The 21,909-nt window shown below is 53.8% G+C and carries 21 protein-coding genes; all 21 read right to left on the bottom strand.

The window, feature by feature from the left end:
• Positions 1-231: 231 nt before the first annotated feature.
• The 21 genes from groL to ACLU9Q_RS07630 all read right to left on the bottom strand — a co-directional run bounded on the left by groL (position 232) and on the right by ACLU9Q_RS07630 (position 21,905).
• Positions 232-1,854 (bottom strand): chaperonin GroEL, encoded by a 1,623-nt coding sequence (gene groL / locus ACLU9Q_RS07730; RefSeq protein WP_412624920.1) that lies wholly within the window; start codon positions 1,852-1,854, stop codon positions 232-234.
• 15 nt (positions 1,855-1,869) lie between these two features.
• Positions 1,870-2,154, bottom strand: a complete 285-nt coding sequence (gene groES, locus ACLU9Q_RS07725; protein ID WP_412624919.1) for a co-chaperone GroES — start codon at positions 2,152-2,154, stop codon at positions 1,870-1,872.
• Between the two features lie 217 nt (positions 2,155-2,371).
• A complete protein-coding gene (gene codY, locus ACLU9Q_RS07720; RefSeq protein ID WP_296837061.1) occupies positions 2,372-3,157 on the bottom strand; it encodes a GTP-sensing pleiotropic transcriptional regulator CodY in 786 nt (261 codons plus the stop codon).
• Positions 3,158-3,255: 98 nt separating this feature from the next.
• Positions 3,256-5,244, bottom strand: a complete 1,989-nt coding sequence (gene topA / locus ACLU9Q_RS07715; protein ID WP_412624917.1) for a type I DNA topoisomerase — start codon at positions 5,242-5,244, stop codon at positions 3,256-3,258.
• A 20-nt stretch (positions 5,245-5,264) separates the two neighbouring features.
• A complete protein-coding gene (gene dprA / locus ACLU9Q_RS07710) occupies positions 5,265-6,368 on the bottom strand; it encodes a DNA-processing protein DprA (protein WP_412624916.1) in 1,104 nt (367 codons plus the stop codon).
• Between the two features lie 13 nt (positions 6,369-6,381).
• The gene (locus ACLU9Q_RS07705) at positions 6,382-7,914 is read right to left on the bottom strand and encodes a YifB family Mg chelatase-like AAA ATPase (protein ID WP_412624914.1); all 1,533 of its coding nucleotides are present in this window, start codon (positions 7,912-7,914) and stop codon (positions 6,382-6,384) included.
• Between the two features lie 166 nt (positions 7,915-8,080).
• Positions 8,081-8,638: a 4'-phosphopantetheinyl transferase family protein gene (locus tag ACLU9Q_RS07700; protein WP_412624913.1), complete on the bottom strand. Its 558-nt coding sequence runs from the start codon at positions 8,636-8,638 to the stop codon at positions 8,081-8,083.
• A 29-nt stretch (positions 8,639-8,667) separates the two neighbouring features.
• Entirely contained in the window at positions 8,668-9,300 is a 633-nt protein-coding gene (gene sigK, locus ACLU9Q_RS07695; RefSeq protein WP_296837045.1) for an RNA polymerase sporulation sigma factor SigK, read from the bottom strand.
• A 73-nt stretch (positions 9,301-9,373) separates the two neighbouring features.
• Entirely contained in the window at positions 9,374-10,348 is a 975-nt protein-coding gene (holA, locus tag ACLU9Q_RS07690; RefSeq protein ID WP_412624912.1) for a DNA polymerase III subunit delta, read from the bottom strand.
• A 7-nt stretch (positions 10,349-10,355) separates the two neighbouring features.
• A complete protein-coding gene (locus ACLU9Q_RS07685; protein ID WP_296837039.1) occupies positions 10,356-10,553 on the bottom strand; it encodes a small, acid-soluble spore protein, alpha/beta type in 198 nt (65 codons plus the stop codon).
• 70 nt (positions 10,554-10,623) lie between these two features.
• The gene (locus ACLU9Q_RS07680; RefSeq protein ID WP_412624910.1) at positions 10,624-10,806 is read right to left on the bottom strand and encodes a PspC domain-containing protein; all 183 of its coding nucleotides are present in this window, start codon (positions 10,804-10,806) and stop codon (positions 10,624-10,626) included.
• The gene (locus tag ACLU9Q_RS07675) at positions 10,803-11,498 is read right to left on the bottom strand and encodes a TIGR01906 family membrane protein (RefSeq protein WP_412624909.1); all 696 of its coding nucleotides are present in this window, start codon (positions 11,496-11,498) and stop codon (positions 10,803-10,805) included. The genes ACLU9Q_RS07680 and ACLU9Q_RS07675 overlap by 4 nt, the downstream gene beginning before the upstream one ends.
• Positions 11,479-12,765: a glutamate-1-semialdehyde 2,1-aminomutase gene (hemL, locus tag ACLU9Q_RS07670; protein WP_296907840.1), complete on the bottom strand. Its 1,287-nt coding sequence runs from the start codon at positions 12,763-12,765 to the stop codon at positions 11,479-11,481. Before hemL ends, ACLU9Q_RS07675 begins: the two co-directional genes overlap by 20 nt.
• Complete coding sequence (hemB, locus tag ACLU9Q_RS07665; protein WP_412624907.1) at positions 12,765-13,748, bottom strand: porphobilinogen synthase; 984 nt, start codon at positions 13,746-13,748, stop codon at positions 12,765-12,767. The genes hemL and hemB overlap by 1 nt, the downstream gene beginning before the upstream one ends.
• Positions 13,748-15,268, bottom strand: a complete 1,521-nt coding sequence (gene cobA, locus ACLU9Q_RS07660; RefSeq protein ID WP_412624906.1) for a uroporphyrinogen-III C-methyltransferase — start codon at positions 15,266-15,268, stop codon at positions 13,748-13,750. The genes hemB and cobA overlap by 1 nt, the downstream gene beginning before the upstream one ends.
• 1 nt (position 15,269) lies before the next feature.
• A complete protein-coding gene (hemC, locus tag ACLU9Q_RS07655) occupies positions 15,270-16,214 on the bottom strand; it encodes a hydroxymethylbilane synthase (RefSeq protein ID WP_412624904.1) in 945 nt (314 codons plus the stop codon).
• Positions 16,177-17,445, bottom strand: a complete 1,269-nt coding sequence (gene hemA, locus ACLU9Q_RS07650; protein ID WP_296838273.1) for a glutamyl-tRNA reductase — start codon at positions 17,443-17,445, stop codon at positions 16,177-16,179. Before hemA ends, hemC begins: the two co-directional genes overlap by 38 nt.
• On the bottom strand, positions 17,442-18,227 hold the full coding sequence (locus tag ACLU9Q_RS07645; RefSeq protein WP_412624903.1) for a sirohydrochlorin cobaltochelatase: 786 nt from the start codon (positions 18,225-18,227) through the stop codon (positions 17,442-17,444). Before ACLU9Q_RS07645 ends, hemA begins: the two co-directional genes overlap by 4 nt.
• 35 nt (positions 18,228-18,262) lie before the next feature.
• The gene (locus tag ACLU9Q_RS07640; RefSeq protein ID WP_412624902.1) at positions 18,263-19,453 is read right to left on the bottom strand and encodes a YARHG domain-containing protein; all 1,191 of its coding nucleotides are present in this window, start codon (positions 19,451-19,453) and stop codon (positions 18,263-18,265) included.
• A gap of 263 nt (positions 19,454-19,716) precedes the next feature.
• Positions 19,717-20,349 (bottom strand): precorrin-8X methylmutase, encoded by a 633-nt coding sequence (locus ACLU9Q_RS07635; RefSeq protein ID WP_412624901.1) that lies wholly within the window; start codon positions 20,347-20,349, stop codon positions 19,717-19,719.
• Positions 20,346-21,905: a cobyric acid synthase gene (locus ACLU9Q_RS07630; RefSeq protein ID WP_412624900.1), complete on the bottom strand. Its 1,560-nt coding sequence runs from the start codon at positions 21,903-21,905 to the stop codon at positions 20,346-20,348. Before ACLU9Q_RS07630 ends, ACLU9Q_RS07635 begins: the two co-directional genes overlap by 4 nt.
• Positions 21,906-21,909: the final 4 nt, after the last annotated feature.

Here is a 21,909-nt window from a genome sequence, read left to right as displayed (position 1 = left end):
TAACCTTACGGGAATGTGCTTGTCTGCTTCCGCAGACACCGGAGGACGGAAACAAATCCTTCTGCCTGCAAGCAGTCAGCGGATTTGCCACCTCACTCCGCCGTGCAGACTCGGAAACTTCGTTTCCTCGTTGATGGGCATTCGCCCAATGAATCCGCGGTCACCCTGCGCTGCCTGTATGCAAGCATACACAGCGCATGTGTCCGCGGATTCGCACGGCTCATTGCTTTATCACATCATTCCCTGGTTCATTCCGCCGCCCTGCATTGCCGGTTCCGGCTCTTTGATGTTTGCCACGCAGGATTCTGTGGTGAGGAAGGTGGCAGCTACGCTGGTTGCGTTCTGCAGCGCGCTTCTTGTTACCTTCGCCGGGTCGAGGATGCCCGCCTCGATCATGTCTACGTACTCTTCCTTATATGCGTCGAAGCCATGACCTTTCTCTTCTTCCATAACCTTATTTACGATTACGGAACCTTCCAGACCAGCGTTTTCTGCAATCTGGTAAAGCGGTGCACTCAGTGCTTTCAGAATAACCTTAGCGCCGGTCTTTTCATCGCCATCAAGATTCTCAACCAGCTTTTCTACTTCTTTTGCCGCATGGATATATGCAGAACCGCCGCCTGCTACGATACCCTCTTCTACGGCTGCTCTTGTTGCGTTCAGAGCATCCTCCATGCGGAGCTTTGCTTCCTTCATTTCTGTCTCGGTAGCTGCACCGACACGGATTACCGCTACGCCGCCTGCCAGTTTCGCAAGGCGCTCCTGCAGTTTCTCTTTATCAAACTCGGAAGTTGTCTCCTCGATCTGTGCCTTGATCTGTGCAACTCTTGCCTTGATTTCTTCACGGTTGCCCTCGCCGTCCACGATAACGGTGTTCTCTTTTACAACCTTAACGGATTTTGCACGTCCGAGCATATCGATCGTGGTATCCTTCAGCTCCAGACCAAGCTCCTCGGAGATTACCTGTCCACCGGTAAGGATCGCGATATCCTTCAGCATATCTTTTCTTCTGTCGCCATAGCCCGGTGCCTTCACAGCAACTACGCCGAAGGTTCCTCTCAGCTTGTTGACGATCAGCGTGGTGAGCGCTTCGCCCTCTACATCCTCCGCAATGATCAGCAGCTTTCTGCCGGACTGCACGATCTGCTCCAGAAGCGGCAGGATATCCTGGATCACGGAGATCTTCTTGTCGGTAATCAGGATGTACGGATCTTCCAGCACTGCTTCCATCTTTTCCATATCGGTTGCCATGTATGCGGAGATATAACCTCTGTCAAACTGCATACCTTCTACCAGGTCAAGCTCGGTCTTCATGGTCTTGGATTCCTCAATAGTGATAACGCCGTCATTGGAAACCTTTTCCATAGCGTCCGCAACCATATTTCCAACTTCCTCATCACCAGCGGAGATAGCTGCGACTCTCGCCATCTGATGCTTTCCGGTAACCTTGCTGCTCATGGATGCGATAGCTTCTACCGCAACATCGGTTGCCTTCTTCATACCCTTTCTCAGAACGATCGGGTTTGCGCCTGCCGCCAGGTTCTTCATCCCCTCCCGGATCATTGCCTGTGCAAGAACGGTTGCTGTCGTCGTACCGTCACCGGCTACATCGTTTGTCTTGGTAGCAACCTCTTTTACAAGCTGTGCGCCCATGTTTTCAAACGCATCCTCCAGCTCGATTTCCTTTGCAATGGTAACGCCGTCGTTTGTGATGAGCGGAGCGCCGTACTGCTTGTCAAGTACTACGTTTCTTCCTTTCGGTCCAAGTGTTACCTTGACCGTATCTGCCAGCTTATCTACGCCAGCCTCAAGTGCTGCTCTTGCCTCTGAACCATATTTGATTTCCTTTGCCATAATAATGCACCCTCCTTATTCTACTATTGCCAGAATATCATTCTGTTTTACAATGATGTATTCCTCGTCGTCCAGCTTCACTTCATTGCCGGCATATTTGGAGTAAATTACCTTATCTCCAACCTTAACCTGCATCGTAACTTCTTTTCCGTCTACCACGCCGCCCGGTCCTACAGCGATAACCTCTGCCTGCTGCGGCTTCTCCTGCGATTTTGCTGCCAGGATAATCCCGGATTTTGTAGTCTCTTCTGCTTCAAACTGCTTTAATACAACTCTGTCACCCAATGGTACTAACTTCATGATTGTTTCCTCCTTCATCAGCTTTCTTATTATTAGCACTCATTTCAGTCGAGTGCTAATCACAAGACATATATTAGTAAATATATGTAAAATATGCAACTTTATACGTTTGCAAAAATCAGGAGCATTCTTCCAATAACTCTCGTTATCTTTCGAATGCTCCCGTTTTCTCACTTTTTCAATATAATTTCTAAAAATTTTGTAAACACACGGCTCCTTAAAACTTCTTCCTGCTCGCCTTGATTTCTTTTAATTCATCAAACACAACGTCATTTACGACCTTGATATAGGTCCCCTTCATTCCGGAGGAACGTGACTCTATAACACCGGCGCTCTCAAATTTGCGCAGTGCGTTGACGATCACCGAACGCGTAATGCCCACGCGGTCCGCCACCTTGCTCGCCACCAGAATGCCCTCGTTCCCATCGAGCTCGTCAAAAATATGGATGATCGCCTCCAGCTCCGAGTAGGAGAGCGTGCTGATGGCAGATTTTACGATCTGGATCTTGCGGTTCTCCTCCGCATTCTCCTCGTTTACAGAGCGCATCATCTCCAGCCCGACTACCGTCGTGCCGTACTCGCTCAGAATAATATCGTCGATCGTGTACTGACTGTCGCATTTATACATAAAAACGGTTCCAAGGCGCTCGCCCGCGATATCGATCGGATTGATAATCGCCTGATACTTTCCGACGTCCCCGTCCACAAATCCAAGTGTTTCCAGATTGACATTTTCTTTGGTAGAAAGTACCGCCAGGAGACGTTCGTTCAGCAGCGGGTCAATAAAGCCGCCCACCTTATCCGCAATCAGCTCGTGAATCTCTTCCACCTGGTCACTCAGACTGACACCGAGCACCTTGCCCTTCCGGCTGATAACCAGAATATTGGAATCCAGAATATCCGTCAACACCTGACAGATGTCGTTGAAAACTACCTTACTGGAGTTGTTGTTGTGTAAAAGCTTGTTAATTTTTCGTGTCTTGTCCAATAATTGTACACTCATTGCGCACCCTTCCTTTCCGTTGTTGTCCAATGCCTCATGCGCTCAGTGTACCACAGTTTTCACAAAGCATCAATAAAAAATATATTAATTTCAGACAATTACTTTTTTTCCTCCACTGGTTTTGGTTTCTGCCAGGTCATATAGTCGCATTCCGGATTATTCTCGCAGCCGTAATAACGTCTGCCCTTCTTCGTTTTGCGCACGACAAGCTCCCTGCCGCACTTCGGGCAGGGCACGCCGATCTTCTCCAGATAGGGCTTTGTGTTGCGGCAGTCCGGGAAGCCCGGACATGCGAGGAATTTTCCATGCGGTCCGTATTTGATCACCATATTGCGCCCGCACTGCTCACAGATGACATCGGTTTCCTCATCCGCGATCTTTACGCTCTCCAGCTCCTTTTCCGCCTGCTTCACCGCCTCTTCAAGGTCAGGGTAGAAATTGCTGACCACCGTCTTCCAGTTCACGACACCCTCCTCTACCTTATCGAGAAGCGACTCCATGTTTGCCGTAAAGTTTACGTCCACAATGCTCGGGAACGCCTTCTTCATCATCTGGTTGACGACCTCGCCCAGCTCCGTCATGTACAAATTTTTATTTTCTTTTATTACATATCTGCGCGCAAGCAGCGTCGTGATGGTCGGCGCATACGTACTCGGACGGCCGATGCCAAGCTCCTCCAGCGTTTTTACCAGCGCCGCCTCCGTGTAATGAGCGGGCGGCTGCGTAAAGTGCTGCTTCTCCTGCAGCTCTTTTTTTGTCAGAACCGTATCCTTTGTGATTTTTGTAAGAACAGACTGGCTCTTTTCGTCCTCCTCCGACTCCTGCGTATAGACAGCCATAAAGCCCTCAAACGCCAGATGAGAGGCGGAAGCGGTAAAGCGGTACTGTCCGGCTCCGATTTTCGCCGATATCGTCTCGTAGCGCGCGCCAGCCATACGGCTCGCCGCAAATCTTCTCCAGATAAGCTGGTAAAGACGGAACTGATCCCGCGACAGCGACTCCTTGATGAGCGTCGGCGTGCGCCCGATATCACTCGGACGGATTGCCTCGTGCGCGTCCTGGATCTTCTTTCCGAATGCCTTCACCTGGCTTTCGCCCGCCACATAATCGCTTCCATACTGCTCTCTGATATATTCTTTTGCCGCCGCATCTGCCTCGTCAGCGATACGGACGGAATCAGTACGCAGATAAGTAATCAGACCGACGGTGCCGTTTCCCTTGATATCCACGCCCTCGTAAAGCTGCTGCGCGATACGCATTGTTTTCTGCGTGGAAAAATTCAGCACCTTAGACGCCTCCTGCTGCAGGGTACTGGTCGTAAACGGCAGCGGCGCCTTGCGCACGCGCTCTCCGGTCTTAATTTCTGCAACGGAAAATTCCTCCTGTTCAATTTCCTTTAAAACCGTATCCAGCTCCTCCCGGGAATGAAGCGTCATTTTCTTTTTCTCGGTTCCGTAAAAGGCTGCCTCCAGGGGCTTTTTTGAGCCCTGCACATCCAGGACCGCATTTAAGGTCCAGTATTCCTCCGGCACGAATGCATTGATCTCCTCGTCCCGGTCGGCGATCAGACGCAGAACCGCAGACTGCACTCTTCCGGCGCTTAAGCCCCGCTTTACCTTCGCCCACAGAAGCGGGCTGATCTCATAACCCACCATGCGATCCAGCATACGCCTTGCCTGCTGCGCATCCACAAGGTTCATATCGATCTTCCGCGGGTTTTTGAGCGATGCCTTCACCGCGTTTTTTGTGATCTCGTTGAAGGTGATTCTGCGCATCTTGTCCTCGTCCAGCTTCAGCGCATGCGCAAGATGCCAGCTGATCGCCTCCCCCTCGCGGTCGGGGTCGGTTGCCAGATAAACTTTATCCGCTTTTTTTACTTCCTTGCGCAGCGACGCAAGCAGCTCCCCTTTTCCGCGGATGGTAATATACTTCGGCTCATAATCGTGCTCCACGTCGATACCGAGCTGGCTTTTCGGCAGATCGCGCACATGCCCGTTGGAGGCCGCCACCTCATAATTTGAGCCTAAAAATTTCTTTATCGTCTTGACTTTTGTGGGAGACTCCACAATTACCAGGTTTTTCGCCATCAGGATTTCCTCCGTAAAAATCATTTCATTTTTACATAATTATTTTTACCGCTTTCTGACGCAAGCCCCTTCAGCTCCAGGGTGCTTAAAACTCCCATAAGCTGCCAGATGGGAAGATCTGTCTCCTCCGCCAGCGTCTGCAGGTTCTTTGCATCAGAATCCAGACAACTATACACCAATTTTTCAGACGATGCAAGTACCAGATTTGGATTTTTCTCTTTTGCGGCTTTTCTTGTGAGGAAACCATTTGTTTCCAGAAACTCCTCTATATCGGTGATCATCCCCGCGCCCTCCTGGATCAGGCGGTTGCATCCGGCGCTCAAAGCGTCCTGCATACGTCCCGGGAACGCATAGACATCCCGTCCCTGCTCCAGCGCCAGATCCGCCGTGATCAGCGTACCGCTTTTTTTCCGCGCCTCTACCACCACTACGATCTCGGACAGCCCGCTGATAATACGGTTTCGCATAGGAAAATGCCAGGCGGCAGGCGCCGTGCCCGGATAAAATTCTGAGATAACGCCGCCTTTATCCGCCAGCGCCTCATATAACCCCCTGTTTTCCTTTGGATAGCAGATGTCCGCGCCGCAGCCAAGAACGGCGTAGCTTTTGCCGCCGGCTTTTACGCATGCCTCCTGTGCCTGCGCGTCGATACCGTATGCCATGCCGCTCACCACGGAAACGCCGTTTTGAGCAAGTCGCTCCGAAAACTCCTGGGCAGTGTTTCTTCCATTATAAGTGCACATTCGCGCGCCTATGACGGCCACACAGCGTTCCTCCTTCGAAATCATCGCTCCTTTATAAAACAGGCCGGAGGGGTAATCCGGTATCTGCAGAAGCCGTGCGGGATACAATGGATTTTCGCAGCTAATAAATTGTATTCCCTTTTCTCTCCACTTATGATAGGCATCCTGCGCGCGGGAAAGCTCCCAGTGACTGCGCACCGCCTGCAGCTTCTTCTCCGTTAAAACCGGAAGCAGCCCCTTTTTTCCCTTTGCCTCAGTATATAATCTCCCCGGTTCCCGGTAAACCTGCAGAAGCCGTTTCCGGTCTGCTTCAAAAAGCCCGGGAATGCTGCAGAGCCAGAACCACTCCAGCTCTCTTCTCTCGTCGTATAGCTTCTCCAATTTTCCGCCCTTTCTATCGGTTTAGCCAGTAGCGCTTATGAATGCTGCGGTAGCAAAGCGCTTCCTGCAAATGCTCCGTCTCGATCCGCCCGCTTTCCATCATATCGGCGATCGTCCTCGCCACCTTCAAAATACGGTAATACGTGCGTGCGCTTAAATCAAGCTTCTCAAATGCCTCCTGCATCAGCATCTCCTGTGTGCTGCCAAGCGGACAGTAAGTGCGGATGCCGCTCTGGTCGAGATCGGCGTTGAAACGAAACGGCGTATTTTTGTAGCGCTGCTCCTGTATCCGGCGCGCCTTTAACACCCTTTCCCGGATCTGCGCCGACGTCTCCGCCGTTTTCTTCACCTCCAGAGACCGGTACTGCAGTGCCGGGACCTCGATCGTAATGTCGATGCGGTCCAGAAACGGCGAGCTGATCCGGTTTAAATACTGCCGCACCTGATGATTCGTGCAAAGACATTTTGCAATATCAGGATAATTTCCGCACGGACAGGGATTCATCGCCGCAACTAACATAATATTTGCCGGATAAGTGCAGATGCCGCTGGTTCTGGAAATACACACCCGGCGCTCCTCCAGCGGCTGCCGCAGCACCTCCAGCGTCTCCCGCGAAAACTCCGGCAGCTCGTCCAGAAACAATACGCCGTTGTGCGCCAGGCTTACCTCTCCGGGACGCGGATAGTTGCCGCCTCCCGCCATCGCCTTTGCCGTGATGCTGTGATGCGGAGCGCGGAACGGACGCTGCTGTACAAGGTGGCAATCCCTGTTCAGCATCCCGGCGATGCTGTAAACCTTCGAAATCTCGATCTTCTCCTCCAGCGAAAGCGGCGGCAGAATCCCCGGTATGCGCCGCGCAAGCATCGATTTTCCGGAGCCGGGCGGTCCCACCATCAGCAGATTGTGAAAGCCGGACACCGCCACCTCCACCGCCCGCCGCGCCGCCTCCTGTCCGGCAATCTCCGCGAAATCCTCGTAGTGCGTCTCCGCTTCCCCGGCGCCATTTTCCGAAGCGCACGCCGGCTTCAGCGCGCGTTCGCCCTTTAGGTACGCGATCGTTTCTGCCAGTGTCTCCACGCCAAGGATCCGGATACCGGAAATAACCGCCCCCTCCTTTTCGTTTGCCTTTGGAAGAATGCAGGTATGACAGCCGCTTTCCCGCGCACCCGCCACGATTGGCAGGATGCCCGGCACCGGCAGCACCTCTCCGTTTAAATTTAATTCTCCGGCGATCAGAATCCCCTCAAGACGCTCTCCCGGAACCTTTCCGTAAGCTGCAGCCACCGCCACCGCGATCGGAAGATCAAAGCCTGTTCCGCTCTTTCTTACATCCGCAGGCGACAGATTGACGGTAATCCTTTTGGGCTCCATACGAAGCCCGCTGTTTTTCAGGGCGGTGCGCACGCGCTCCTGCGCCTCCTTCACCTGTGTTGACAAAAAGCCCACCATCGCAAACGACGGCAGCCCGTCGGTAATATCCGCCTCCACATTCACCGGTCTGCTCTCCACGCCAAAGATAGCCGCAGACGTCACTGTACTAAACAAACACATTTCCCCTTTCACTTTCGTACTGCCGCGCGCAGGTGATAAAAGATTCCCATAACTATAAAGATACAGGATCGTCACGATTTCCAGATGATTCAGATAAAATTTTAGACTTATTTTAATGATATGATATCATAAACACTTTATAAATGCAACAAAAATATATTTAAATTTCTAATTGTGTAAGTGCGCCGCGATAAGGCACTTCTGTGCAGGCGCACATACAGATCTCCTCCTGTTCCCAGAGCCGCAGAAAACAGCCGCCGTACGTAAACTTATCCTGCCGCACAGCAGCAGACATATCCAGAAGCCGCATATCGCTTCGGATGCCGGTGCCGAGATATTTCAGATACGCCTCCTTTACCACCCAGATTCTCGTCAGCATCCGGTTCTTCTGCGCTGCTTCCTGCAGAAGAGACACTTCCTGTTCATGACATACCCGCTTAACCAGTGGTCCTTTGTAATCCCGCACAGTCTCCATATCCACGCCGATGGGCGTGCTGCTGATGCCGCAGAGGATCCCCTCCCGGCAATGACTGTAATTAAAAAAAATCTGCGGCATTTCCGGAAAGTAGGGCTTTCCCAGCTCCGACGCCGCGATCACCGGCAGCCGCTCTATGCCGTACTCCAGACGAAGTCCGGCAAGCAGCAGCTCCCTTGCGTTTTCTGTCTGCTTTGTATGCTTTTCCTGTTTTTCTATGGTTTTTCTGCAAAAATAGATCATGCTCTCTCCTTATAAAACGCCGCCGTCCGTCATGCCTGCGATATCTGGAAGTGCTGCCGCAGCTTCGCGACCGCGCTCTTTTCGATCCGCGATACATACGATCTTGATATCCCCATTTTATCAGCAATTTCCCGCTGTGTCATCTCCGATTTCCCATAAAGCCCGTACCGGAGCTTTAAGATCTCTTTTTCACGCTCTGAGAGAACATTTTCCAGTAGACCATAGAGTTTCTGCGTATTTTGATCCAGCTCCATGCGCTCGATCACATCAATGGTCTCCCCCTCGATCACGTCGATCAGGCTGATCTCATTGCCCTCCTTGTCGGTTCCGATCGGTTCATTTAACGATACCTCGCGCGCAATCTTTTTTCGTGAGCGAAACAGCATCAAAAGCTCGTTTTCCACGCATCGGGCAGCGTAGGTTGCCAGCTTGTTGGTCTTGGCGTGATCAAAGGTAGAGATCGCCTTTATCAGCCCGATGGTTCCAACCGCGATCAGGTCCTCCCCATCCTCCCCCTGCTTCTGATACTTTTTTGCCACATGCGCCACCAGCCGCAGATTCCGCTCAATCAAAATTTTTTTCGCTTCCAGGTCGCCCTCCTTATATTTCTGAAGAAACAGGGCTTCTTCTTCGGGAGTAAGCGGCTTTGGAAAAGACTTCATAAAAAAGCACCTCAAAGGGGTTTCTATTAGTCTATGTGAGAACTCCCTTTTTAGTGCTTTTCCCTTTTTCCGTCTATGATTTTTTCGCGAGGATCAGCTCCACGCCGAGTTTTTCATTTAAATTGCCGGTCTTGACCGCTTCCTCCGTCTCCACGCACTGCGTGACAAGCTGCTTTAGCTGCGCCTCAGAAAACCGCTCCGACTGCCGCACGCAGCCCTGGGCGACAAACCGCTGTATTCCCAGCCTTTCCGCAATGCTGTCCGCATCGTAGCCGTGGCTTCGCAACCCCTTCACCTGAAGAAGCTGGTTGAACTGCCGGGTCACAAGAAACAGTATCCTCATAGGCGGTTCCTTTAACGCCAGCAGATCGTAGTACAGATCAAGCGCCCTGCGGTTATTTCCGGCGGAAACGGCGTTCACCATCTCAAAAATTTTGTTGACAGTCTGCGTCGTGCAGATTTCCTCGACGTCCTCCGGCATGATCACATCTTTGTCGATGGTGTAGCAGAGCAGCTTTTCCAGCTCCGTGCTGATATTGTTCATATCCGTTCCGGTCTTTTCCAGAAACAGATCCATCGCCCTGCGCGTAATATTCTTGTTTTCCTTTTTTAAAATCCCCAGGATCCAGCGCGACAGCGTATCCTCCGTCTGCTTCTTAAATTCCACGATCCTGCCGTGGCTCTTCACCGCCTTGTAGAGCTTCTGCCGCTTGTCCACCTCATCCTCCACGAAAAGAAAATACGTGGTGGGCGGGACATTTTCAAGATACTGTGCGAGCTGCGCGCTGGCGCTCTTAAAGAACCCGCTGTCCTGAATGACAAGAAGCCTCCGCTCCGCAAAGAACGGCAGCGTCTCCGCCTGATCGATCAGCTCGTTCACTGAAATGTTTTTCCCCTCGTAGCAGTTCAGATTTACGGTATCCTCCGGGGAGATGAGCGCCGTCTGCAGACGGTGCTTATACTGCTTTTTCAGATAGTCCTCCTCCCCGAAGAGAAGATAAATATTTTTGAAATCGTTATTTTTCAGATCCTGTATCAGATTTTTCATGTAATCCCTATACTTTTTCTTCCCGTCTGCGCTTTGTAATAAGACCGCCGATGCGCCCCGTCTCCTTTGCGGACAGCGACCGCCAGCCGTCCTGCAGCACACGGTCTAAAAGTCCCAGCTCATCCGCGATCTCATACTTCAGCTTTTCCTCCGGTTCCATATTCTCCAGATCAATTTTTTTCTTGCTTTTCGGCATAAAAACCATACCCCTTTCCTGTTTTCTTTAAGGAGTATCGTCCATTTTCCGCCGCTTATACATCTTTTTTAAAAATCCTCTACGGCTCCGACGGGATAATGATCACCGCGATAATGTAAGCAAGCACCCCGCTGCCGCCGGTGAGTCCGAGGATCGCAAAGATCAGCCGGACCAGCGTCGAGTCGATATTAAAATATCTTGCGATCCCGCCGCATACGCCGCAGATCATCTTATCGTCTGCCGATTTATAAAGTCTTTTCATTTTTCTCTCCTTTTCCGCGCGTTTTGCGCATTATGCTTTTCTTTTACGATCCCGGAATCTCCGCGCAGGGACTGCACCCTGGAAAGGACCACGCAGACTGCCGAGCCGATCAGGATCAGCGCCAGGATCAGCACTGCGCAGTGCAGGAAATAGGTATCCGGAAGAATGGTGATCACCGGATCCGTCGCCGGATCGAACAACCAGTAATCATTTGCAAAAACCAGCTCATGGAAAAGTACAAACGCACGGTCCCAGTCCACGGCGATCAGTATCGCAAGCACCGCGACAAGAAGCGGCGTCAGAAGTCCTGCCCATTTCAGAAACGTCACTTTCCATTTTTTCACGCAGAAAACAATGACGGCTGCCGCCACCAGCGGCGCAGTGACTGCCAGTATCCGCAAAAAGAGCTGAAAGATCACCTTCACCTCGCCAAAATGAATCTCCCCCTCCCTGGACATCGGCAGCGTCGGAAATTCCAGTTTTTCCTGCCGCGGCGAGAGGTTGTAGTCGATCAGCGCATCATAGTTTTCCCGGATCTCCTTCTCGGAATAACCCGATTCCTCCGCAATCTTTAAATGCTGTATATCAAAATAATACAGCGGTCTGCACGCCAGCGTCAGGTACACGGCTGCTGAGATGAGAAACAGTATCGTGACCGGCACCAGAATGATCTCAGTAATTTTCTTTAACATAATCCTCAGCCCTCTGCAGGGTATCCGCCAGCTCCTTCTTGCGGGTATGTGCAGCCGAGAGGAACATTGCCTCAAACTGCGATGGTGCAAAATATACACCATGATTCAGCATATATGCAAAATACCTGCCATAGCTCTCTGTATCCGCCGTCTTTGCCGAAGCATAGTCGTGCACCTTCTCCCCGGTAAAGAATACGCAGCCGAGCGAGCCGATATGATTCAGACAGTGCGGCACGCCATAATGCGTCAGGATCTTTCCAAGCTCCCCGTAGAACCAGTCGCCCTTTGCATTCAGCTCTTCATAGAAGCCGGGCGTATTCCGCAGAATGTTAAGCTGCGCAAGCCCTGCCGCCATCGCCACCGGATTGCCGCTTAAGGTACCCGCCTGGTAAACTCTTCCGACGGGCGAAACCATCTCCATGATTTCCCGTCTGCCGCCGTACGCGCCCACCGGCATCCCGGCTCCGATGATTTTTCCAAAGGTAGTCAGATCCGGCTTTATGCCGAAGTACTCCTGCGCTCCGCCTGCGCTTAATCGAAATCCGGTGATCACCTCGTCAAAAATAAGAAGGCTGCCGTACCTGTCGCAGAGCGCGCGCAGTCCCTGCAGAAACCCCTCCACCGGGGGCACAACGCCCATATTAGCGCCGACCGGCTCCACGATCACTGCGGCGATTTCCTCCCCGCAGCTCTCAAACAATGCACGCACGCTCTCCAGATCGTTGTATACCGCCGACAGCGTATCCTGCGTACAGCCCGCCGGTACGCCCGCACTGTCCGGCACGCCCGCCGTCATGACACCGGAGCCTGCCTTTACCAGCATCGCATCGGTATGACCATGATAGCATCCCATAAATTTCACGATTTTATTTCTGCCTGTAAAGCCGCGCGCTGCCCTGAGCGCACTCATCACCGCCTCCGTGCCGGAGTTTACCATGCGCACCATCTCGATAGAGGGAACCATCTCCGAAATCAGCCGCGCCATCTTTACTTCATTTTCCGTCGCCGCGCCGAAGCTCAGTCCCTTCGCCGCCGTCTCCGTGACGCTTTTTAATACCTCCGGATGATTATGCCCCAGAATCATCGGCCCCCAGGAACCGACAAAGTCAATATAGGTATTGCCGTCCGCATCTGTCATATATGCGCCGTCCGCGCGCTCGATAAAGCGCGGCGTCTCCCGCACGCTTCCGAATGCGCGCACCGGGCTGTTCACCCCGCCAGGCATCAGCGTGACCGCCTCCTGAAAAAGCTGCTCTGATCTTGTCATCAGCCGATTCTCCCTTCGTCCATATACTTTGCAAGCTCTTTTGCAAAATACGTGATATAAATATCGCTGCCCGCACGGTAAGCCGCCGCCGCCATCTCGCAGATCACGCGCTCCTCGTCGATCCAGCCCAGCTTCGCAGCCGCCTTAACCATCGCGTACTCACCGCTTACACTATAAGAGGCAACCGGCGTATGCACTGCTTCCTTCACCTTCGCCACCATGTCCAGGTACGACATCGCCGGCTTCACCATGATGATATCCGCTCCCTCTTCCTCGTCCAGCAGCGCTTCCTTAATACCCTCGCGGCTGTTGTGGAAATCCATCTGGTAGGTCTTGCGGTCCCCAAAGGACGGCGCCGAGCCTGCCGCATCGCGGAACGGCCCGTAAAATGCAGACGCATATTTCACCGCATAGGACATGATCGGAATATTCGTAAAGCCGTGCTCATCCAGCGTATTGCGGATCGCAAGCACGCGCCCATCCATCATATCGGACGGCGCCACCATGTCCGCTCCCGCCTGCACATGGGAGAGCGCGGTCTTCGCAAGCAGCTCCAGCGTTTTATCATTCTCAACATCGTGTCCGCAAAGCACGCCGCAGTGTCCGTGCGAGGTATACTCGCACATGCAGACGTCCGTGATCAGGTACATCTGCGGGAAATGTTCTTTTGCGTAGCGCAGAGCGCGCTGCACGATGCCGTCGGCGGCATACGCCTGGCTTCCCACCTCATCCTTCACCGCCGGAATGCCGAACAGCATCACAGACGTCACCCCTGCCTCAAGCAGCTCCTGCAGGCACTCGCCCATGCGGTCGACGCTGTAGCGATACTGTCCCTCCATAGAGGGAATTTCTTCTTTGATGTTCTCTCCATCTATCACAAACATCGGATATACTAAAGACGCTTTATCCATCCGTGTCTCCCGCACCATCCTGCGCAGATTCTCCCCACCGCGCAGTCTGCGCGGACGCTTTCTCAACTCCATTACAACGCTTCCTTTCTTTTTCCGCGTGCAAGCTCCTCCACCAGTCGCACGACCGCTTCCATGGACGGCTCCTCTGCCATAAAGGTCTCCATGCCAAGCTCCTCTGCGGCGGCTCTTGTCTTTCTGCCGATGCAGACTGCACGCACCTTTGCAAAATCCAGCCCCAGAACACTCTCTTTAAAACCCTTCACTGTCGACGCGCTCGTAAATACCGCATAGTCGATCTGCCCGTTTTCAAATTCCGCACGCACATCGATCAGCGGCGACATCTCATAGACCGTATCGTATGCCGCCAGATCCACTGCCGTTATGCCCGGCGTCTTTTTCAGCTCCTCTACAAGCTCCGTGCTTCCCGCTGCTGCACGGAACAGAAGTATTTTTTCACCGCCCCGGCATTCCTTTGCAAGCGCTCTTCCAAGCTCCTCTGCATATGCCTGCTGCGGCATCAGATCCGCATAGCAGCCGTATTTTTCCAGCTCCTTTTTCGTACCGCTTCCGAGGACGGCAAGCTTCAGGGACGCCAGACGCCGGACGTCCATGCGGCATTTCTTCATGTCCTCAAAGAATACCCGCACCCCGGAGGGACTGGTAAACGCCAGCCAGTCGAAGGCGGACAGATGCTCCAGCGCATCCTGTATTTCTCCCGCACATTCCCGCGGCGCAATGCGGATCGCCGGCAGCTCCAGCACCTCCGCCCCCTGCTCCCGCAGTCTTGCGGCCATCTCTGAGATCAGCTCCCGCGGTCTTGTGACAAGGATTTTCTTTCCGAACAGCGGTTTTTTCTCCTGCCAGGAAAATGCTTCCGCCAGGCCGCACACCTCTCCGACCACAATGATCGCCGGCGTCTCAACGCCCTGTCTTCTCACTTCCTCCGCCAGGTCAGCGACGGTGGCAACAATCTTTTTCTGCGCCGCCGTCGTTCCCTTTTGCAGGACCGCCGCCGGCATATCCGCGCGCATCCCCGCCGCGAGAAGCCCTTCGCAGATATCCTCCAGGGCGGTAACTCCCATCAGAAACACAAGCGTCCCGCCGATGCGCACCAGCGCCTCAAAATCTATGTCGTACTCTTTTTCCGCGCGCTTATGCCCGGTGACAATATGCAAAGAAGAGCAGTAGTCCCGGTGCGTGACCGGGATCCCGCAGTATGCCGGAACGGAGAGCGCCGACGTCACGCCCGGCACCACCTCGAAGGGGATCTGCTCTTTCACCAGAAGCTCCAGCTCCTCGCCGCCTCTGCCGAAGAGAAAAGGATCGCCGCCCTTCAGGCGCACAACAAGCCTGCCTGCTTTTGCTTCCCGGACAAGCACACGGTTGATCTCCTCCTGCTTCATCGTATGATGACTCGCGCGCTTTCCCACATTGATCAGCTTTGCCTCCCGCGGGATCATGCCAAGCACGCCCTGCCCGACGAGGGCGTCGTAAACAACGACCTCCGCACGCTTTAAAATCTCCTCGCCTCTTCTCGTAAACAGACCGGGATCAGAGGGACCGGCCCCGACAAGATATACTTTTCCCTGCATACTATGGTTCCTTTCCTACCAAACAAATATCCGCAAGATGCCCGCCTTTTTCTGCCTCTGATGAGCAGACGCTCTGAAAAAGACATTCGGCAAGCCTCTGACCGATCTTTACTGCTTCTGTGCGCGCTCCGCTTATGCTTCCCCTGCGCCATCTTGCGCTGCTCTCCTCACAGTAAAGACCGGTCAGAAAAATCCGCCCGCCCTCTATCCGGGCATACGCCGCCGTCGGCGAGCTGCAGCCTCCGCCAAGCGCCCGCACAAAAGCGCGCTCGCAGAGCGCCGCATCCCGCGCCTCTGTATCCGAGACTGCCTCCAGATACCCGTAATCCTCCCCTGCCCGGCCCTGCACGGCAAGAATGCCCTGTCCGGCGGCGGGAACGATCTCCTCCGGAGAAAAATAGCGGCTGATACGCGCCGCAAGCCCCAGCCGCATAAGACCGGCAGCCGCCAGGACAAGCGCGCTATATTCTCCGCCATCCAGCTTTTGCAGCCTGGTGAGCACGTTTCCGCGCACCGGGCGAAAATCCGCCTGCGGATACAGCTCCTTTAGCTGCAGGATCCGGCGGCTGCTCGAACAGCCGATCGGTTTTGAAAAATCGATCTCCCGTGCGCCCTCCGGCAGCACCAGCACATCCCGCACATCCGCCCGCTCAGAAAACGCAAGCAGCGGAAGATCATCCGGGATCTCCATCGGGACATCCTTCAGACTATGTACGGAAAGATCGCTCCTTTTTTCCAGAAGCGCCCGGTCCAGCTCCTTCACGAACAATCCCTTGCCGCCCACCTTATCCAGCGTGCGGTCCAGAATTTTATCGCCCGTCGTCTTCATCGTCAGTATGGAAACAGACAGCCCGGGATTTTCCCGCTCGATTGCCTGCTTCACCATCTCCGCCTGGATAACGGCAAGCTTACTCTCCCGGCTGCCGATGATAATCGTCTTTTTCATATAAACCTTCCAATGCCTCCATACATTCCCGGAACGCCCGGTCGCTTATGCTTCTGCGCAGTCCGAACATCATCTTGTTGATGGTCTTTGCGGCCGCCGTCTCAATATACTCCTGGTATTCCTGCAGCGCCTGCGCGTTCTCCGTCTGCAGGCTTACGCCCAGCTCCCGCGTCTTTTTCTGGGTGCGCAGGTGAAAATCCTCCACAAACGCCGCCTTAACGTCCTGGATCTTTTCGACCACATCCCTGCCCTCGTACCAGTCGAAGAATTCTGTGATCTGCTCCTTTAAAATTTCCTTTGCACGCGCGATATCCGCCTGCGTCTGCGCACTGATGTGTCCGGCGTCAAAATGGTCGATGTCATAAAGCGTAACGCCCGGCAGTTCTCCAACCGAAGGCTCAATATCCCGCGGCACCGCCAGGTCGATCATGATCACCGGTTTTTGAAGCGCCGCACGCACCTCTTCCCTGCGCAGCGTATAGTTCGGGCTTGCCGTCGCACTGATCACATAATCGCACTGTCCCAGGATCGTCATGCGCTCCGCATAATCAATGCGCTTACAACCCTTTGGAATATCAACGATACCGCTTCGGTAGCTGCGCACTGTGACCGTGACGTCGGCTCCCTCGTCCCGGAATACATTTGCGGAAAGCTTTCCCATCTCGCCGTTTCCGATCACCATGCACTTCCTGCCCGCAAAACAGTACCCTTCTTCTTTTAAGACCTCTGCCGCCCGGTGGATGACAGAGCTGTCCTTTTTGGAAAGCAGTACCTCCGTCTTTACCTTCTTTCCGGCAGTTACCGCCATACGGAACAGGACCTCCAGCACATTGTCCGCCGCATACTGCTCCCTGGCAAACGCGAGTGCGTCCTTCACCTGCGTGATGATCTGATCCTCCCCAAGAATACGGGACTGAAGACCGCAGGACAACTCAAACAGATGGTTTACCGCCTCGCGCCCTTCCCGCAGAACGGCATATCTGCGGTACTGGCCTGCGTCCACTCCTTTTTCCCGGCAGAGAAGCTCAAACAGATCCGGCTCCGTCCCCTCCTGCACACTCGCCCAGAGCTCCATGCGGTTGCAGGTGACGATCATCACACAGCCTGAAAATCCCGGAATCTCCTTCCACTTCTCCATCGCCTTCGCCATGCTCTTTTTCGTAAAGGAAAATACGGAACGCACGTCAAGCGGCGCTTTTGTATGGTCGATGCCTGCCATATATATGCTCATTTCGCTTCCCTCACATGACGCGCAAACATTTCCCGGATAAGCGGGTATTCGCCAAGCCCCTTCAGATGACACTCGACCGCAAAGCCCTCCTGCATAAACCGGCTTGCCCAGGAATCTTCCTCCCCGCCTGCCATATCGTTTTTCGCATGATCTCCCGCTACGATCATAAACGGGGCGAGATGCACCTTCTTTGGAGCTGCTTTTTTCAGTTGGCGGATCAGCGCCTCCAGCGTCGGATACGCCTCCACCGTGCCGAGGAACATATTTGCATATCCCATATCCTTCATCATATAGTCCAGCGCGGCATACACCGTGTTCGCATAGTGCTCCGTCCCGTGCCCCATCAGCACCAGAGCCTCATTCTCCGGCAGTGCGTTCCACTCCTGTCCCAGCGCCGCGATCGCCTCCCGGCTGTCCTGCTCTGTCGTGAGCAGCGGCGCGCCTGTCCGTACCGTGTCAAACTGTTCTTCATATGCGCGCACATCCGCAAGCATCCGGTCATTCTCAATACCGTTTATCACATGCGTCGGCTGGACGATCACCTCGCGGATGCCGTCCGCCGCCATCCGCTCCATCGCCTCCCTTGCCGTGTCGATCACGATACCGTCCCGGATCTTTAGTTTTTTCAATATCATTTTACTGGTCCATGCGCGGTAAATGCGGTACTCCGGAAATGCCGCGCTGATATCCGCCTCGATCCGGTCTATATTTTTCTCCCTGGCGTCCGCATGGCTGGTGCCAAAGCTGACGACCAGAATCGCCTTTGTCTGCTGTTTCTCCATAACCTCTCACTCCTGCGCCGATCCGCCGGATCATTTTAGTATCCGTTCAGACCGTGCGCTTTTTCGTATTTTACCATTGTCGAGATATTCGCAATCTCGCAGTCATTAAACACGGAAGCCGCGTAGCTGTCCGTAAAATCGCTGCCCGCCACCGTCGGCTGATACCAGCTCTTGCTGCGGAAATATTCATCAAGCGCCGCATTGTTGAAGATCCGCCCGTGCTTCGCATAAATTTCATTGCGCGCAAGCAGGATCTCGTCTGCGGAAAGACTGCTTAAATCTTCCTCCGTAATATAGCGGCTGTCGCTGTCCGGGATCACATAATCCCCGTCAAAGCTATAATGTACGCCGTCCGTCTGGGCGGTCTGCGCCTGCCCCGCGCTTTCCGTAAGCTTGACGGCAAATTCTTTGGCGAATTTATTTTCCCGGTCCGGATTCATATAATTTTTAAACCAGGTTTCGCCGTACTGCTGCGCCTGCCCCGCATCGATTGCCGCCCGGATGTTCTCATATTCAGACGTATGATAGCGCCTGACTGTACAGATCAGTCCCAGCCCGCACTGCTCCGCAGCGGAAGCCCAGATCAGATCCTGCGGATACAGCCCGACCGCGTTCATCGCGGTGCGCGCCGCTTCGGTGTCCTCCGCAGAAAAGGCGCTGCCGGCCATCGAAACGTTTGACACCTCATAAAAGCTTTCCCCGTCATACCCGGCTGCGCGCATACTCCAGGTGACGCCGTCCGCAAGCAGCGTCGCCGAGTCTCTCGCCTCACAGCAGAGAAACTGCCCGCTCTCCCCGTCTACCGCAAACACATCGATCTGCGCTCCGTCGTATGCCAGAATATCCTCCGCCAACGTATACTGCGCACTGCGCTGCAGTGTGTTGTCCTTTCTCTGATAAACCTCTGCGATCAGTGTGTTTACCGTATCCCCGTCCTCATCCGCCGCCGGTTTCAGGCGGATCGCCAGCAGCTCCTCTGTGCCATCCCAGTCGAGATCCGTCTGAGAGAGCGCCAGAAAGCCGTCGTAGCTTTTCTTCTGAAGCTTCCCTGACTCCGTGAGATAGTTGCTGTCATAATACTCCACGATCATATTGTCTTTGGAATATGTATAAAACAGATCTACCAGCGTCGCCCCGCCATCTTCCTGTGCCATCGCCGGAAATGCCGCTGAGATCGCCATGCTTCCCGCCAGTGCTGCCGCCAGAATCGCTTTTGTCCTCTTCATCTGTTCATCCCCCTTATTGTAAGTAAATACGTGTCACAGACGTAGTATACCATATCCTGCTTTGAATTTCATTAAACTGGCCTTAAAATTTTCTGAGGGTTTATGAACAATGGTTACTGTTCACGTCGTTCACAGTAACATTCGCAAATCCATTTAAAATTCGCTCCGCGAATGGGATTTGCTCACACCTGTATCACTTTCTTACGGACTTTGCCCACAGGACTAGCTGCGCGTCGCAGTGAATGCAAAGTCCTGACCTGATGTCAGCGACCGCCTGCCATATAAAGCAGCGCATTGCAGATGCAGGCGGCAATGTTGCTGCCCCCTTTTCTGCCCCTCGCCACAATATAGGGGACATCTGTCTGCATAATCAGCTCCTTCGACTGCACCACGTTTACAAAGCCGACCGGAACGCCAATGATCAGCTCCGGAGCTATTTTTTTCTCCTCTATCAGCTCGTAAAGGCGCACCAGAGCCGTCGGAGCGTTGCCGATCGCAAAAATCAGCGGCTTTTCAAGCGCAGCCGCCTTATCCATGCTGGCTGTGGCGCGCGTGGTCCCGTTCTCCCGCGCCGTCTGCGCCACGTCCTCATCCGACATAAAACAATAAACCTCTCCGCCGAATTTGGCAAGTGCTTTTTTATTAATACCCGATTTCGCCATCTGCGTGTCAGTCACGATGCAGGCTCCTGCCTTCAGCGCTGCCAGTGCTTTTTCCACGACATGCTCTGAAAAGCAGAGGTTATCGGCGTAATCAAAATCGGCGCTTGTGTGGATACAGCGCTTAATGATCGGCGCGGTATCCTCCGGCAGCTCTCTTTTCAGCTCCGCCGTAATGATCTCAAAGCTCCGCCGCTCGATCTCCATCGGTTTTACATTTTCCAGCTCTACCTTCATGCGATGCCCTCCTCCAGAATTTCATATATTTTTTTCATATCGAGATGTTTCCGCAGTTCTGATGCCAGAATATCATACTGGCTCTCCTTAAATGCCGCAAAATCCACCGCCGTAATCTCTGAGACGTCCAGTCCCTTCGCTTTTCCGAGCGCCGTCACGACGCCCTTCGCCACATTCTCCCGGTCAAAAATGCCGTGCACGTAAGTACCGTACACATTGCCGCGGCAGGCTCCGTCCGGCTTTTCCTCTCCGGCAAAAGCTTCTTTTTGATTCTGCATATTTTGTGCAGAGCACTGTCCCGCCGCGTAATTCCTGATTCTGGTAAGGCTGCGGCAGTCTTCTCCTGGTGACGTTACGCCCATATGGATCTCGTAACCGGAAAGCGGCTCCCCGGAAAGCCCGGCGAGGATGCCATCCACATGTTCAAAAGCGCCGTTCACCCGCGTGCGCGTCTTCTCGCCCGCAAACACAGTCTCCATGGGAAGCAGCCCCATACCGCGCATCGTGCCTCCGCCCTCTACTCCCTGGGGATCGCTTAAGCTCTCACCCATCATCTGATAGCCGCCGCAGACGCCGAAAATCACCTTGCCGGCTGCCGCGGCCTTCAGCACCGCCGCCTCCAGACCGCTCTGGCGCAGCCAGCGCAGATCCTCCATCGTGCTTTTGGTGCCGGGAAGGATGATCATATCCGGGTTTTTCAGCTCTGAAACATTTCCGACATAGCGCAGAGAGACGCCCTCCATATTCTCAAAAGGATTGAAATCCGTGAAATTGGAAATACGCGGCAGGCGGATGACTGCAATATCGATCAGTCCGACTTCCTGTTTCCCTGCGAAACGCTCTGTCAGACTGTCCTCGTCCTCCACCTGGATATGCAGGTACGGCGCAACTCCTACGACCGGAATCCCGGCACGCTCCTCAATCATCCCGATGCCAGGATCCAGGATCGTCTTATCTCCGCGAAATTTATTGATGATCAGCCCTTTGACCATCGCCCGCTCATCCTCATCGAGCAGCATAACTGTCCCGATGAGCTGGGCAAACACACCGCCGCGGTCGATATCTCCGACGAGAAGCACCGGCGCCTTCGCCAGCTTTGCCATCCCCATATTCACAATATCGTCCGATTTCAGATTAATCTCCGCCGGGCTGCCCGCGCCCTCGATCACAATAATATCGTACTCCCCGGACAGCTTATCAAACGCTTTCATCACATCGGGAATCAGCTTTTTCTTATAAGCAAAGTATTCCCGCGCCTTCATATTCCCGATCACCTCGCCGTTTACGATCACCTGCGAGCCCACATCGTTTGTCGGCTTCAGAAGAATCGGGTTCATGCTGACGGACGGCGCGATGCCTGCCGCCTCTGCCTGCATCACCTGTGCGCGCCCCATCTCCAGCCCTTCCTCCGTGATGTAGGAATTCAGCGCCATATTCTGCGACTTAAACGGCGCGACCCGGTAGCCGTCCTGTTTAAAGATCCTGCAGAGCCCCGCCGTCAGAAGGCTTTTTCCAACGTTTGACATCGTGCCCTGCACCATAATTGCTTTTGCCATAAAT

The sequence above is a fragment of the Marvinbryantia sp. genome, assembly GCF_047017445.1.
GTDB lineage: Bacteria > Bacillota > Clostridia > Lachnospirales > Lachnospiraceae > Marvinbryantia.
This window is presented reverse-complemented; position numbering and strand designations above follow the sequence as displayed.

Excerpts from the sequence above, each read along its gene's own strand:
- hemB (WP_412624907.1), bottom strand. The coding sequence starts at position 13,748 with ATGGAGTTGAGAAAGCGTCCGCGCAGACTGCGCGGTGGGGAGAATCTG.
- ACLU9Q_RS07680 (WP_412624910.1), bottom strand. The coding sequence starts at position 10,806 with ATGAAAAGACTTTATAAATCGGCAGACGATAAGATGATCTGCGGCGTA.
- ACLU9Q_RS07635 (WP_412624901.1), bottom strand. The coding sequence starts at position 20,349 with ATGAAGGTAGAGCTGGAAAATGTAAAACCGATGGAGATCGAGCGGCGG.
- hemL (WP_296907840.1), bottom strand. The coding sequence starts at position 12,765 with ATGACAAGATCAGAGCAGCTTTTTCAGGAGGCGGTCACGCTGATGCCT.
- sigK (WP_296837045.1), bottom strand. The coding sequence starts at position 9,300 with ATGAAGTCTTTTCCAAAGCCGCTTACTCCCGAAGAAGAAGCCCTGTTT.
- cobA (WP_412624906.1), bottom strand. The coding sequence starts at position 15,268 with ATGCAGGGAAAAGTATATCTTGTCGGGGCCGGTCCCTCTGATCCCGGT.
- groL (WP_412624920.1), bottom strand. The coding sequence starts at position 1,854 with ATGGCAAAGGAAATCAAATATGGTTCAGAGGCAAGAGCAGCACTTGAG.
- ACLU9Q_RS07630 (WP_412624900.1), bottom strand. The coding sequence starts at position 21,905 with ATGGCAAAAGCAATTATGGTGCAGGGCACGATGTCAAACGTTGGAAAA.
- holA (WP_412624912.1), bottom strand. The coding sequence starts at position 10,348 with ATGAAAAATCTGATACAGGATCTGAAAAATAACGATTTCAAAAATATT.
- ACLU9Q_RS07700 (WP_412624913.1), bottom strand. The coding sequence starts at position 8,638 with ATGATCTATTTTTGCAGAAAAACCATAGAAAAACAGGAAAAGCATACA.
- hemC (WP_412624904.1), bottom strand. The coding sequence starts at position 16,214 with ATGAAAAAGACGATTATCATCGGCAGCCGGGAGAGTAAGCTTGCCGTT.
- ACLU9Q_RS07645 (WP_412624903.1), bottom strand. The coding sequence starts at position 18,227 with ATGGAGAAACAGCAGACAAAGGCGATTCTGGTCGTCAGCTTTGGCACC.
- ACLU9Q_RS07640 (WP_412624902.1), bottom strand. The coding sequence starts at position 19,453 with ATGAAGAGGACAAAAGCGATTCTGGCGGCAGCACTGGCGGGAAGCATG.
- groES (WP_412624919.1), bottom strand. The coding sequence starts at position 2,154 with ATGAAGTTAGTACCATTGGGTGACAGAGTTGTATTAAAGCAGTTTGAA.
- hemA (WP_296838273.1), bottom strand. The coding sequence starts at position 17,445 with ATGAGCATATATATGGCAGGCATCGACCATACAAAAGCGCCGCTTGAC.
- topA (WP_412624917.1), bottom strand. The coding sequence starts at position 5,244 with ATGGCGAAAAACCTGGTAATTGTGGAGTCTCCCACAAAAGTCAAGACG.
- ACLU9Q_RS07685 (WP_296837039.1), bottom strand. The coding sequence starts at position 10,553 with ATGGTTTTTATGCCGAAAAGCAAGAAAAAAATTGATCTGGAGAATATG.
- codY (WP_296837061.1), bottom strand. The coding sequence starts at position 3,157 with ATGAGTGTACAATTATTGGACAAGACACGAAAAATTAACAAGCTTTTA.
- ACLU9Q_RS07675 (WP_412624909.1), bottom strand. The coding sequence starts at position 11,498 with ATGTTAAAGAAAATTACTGAGATCATTCTGGTGCCGGTCACGATACTG.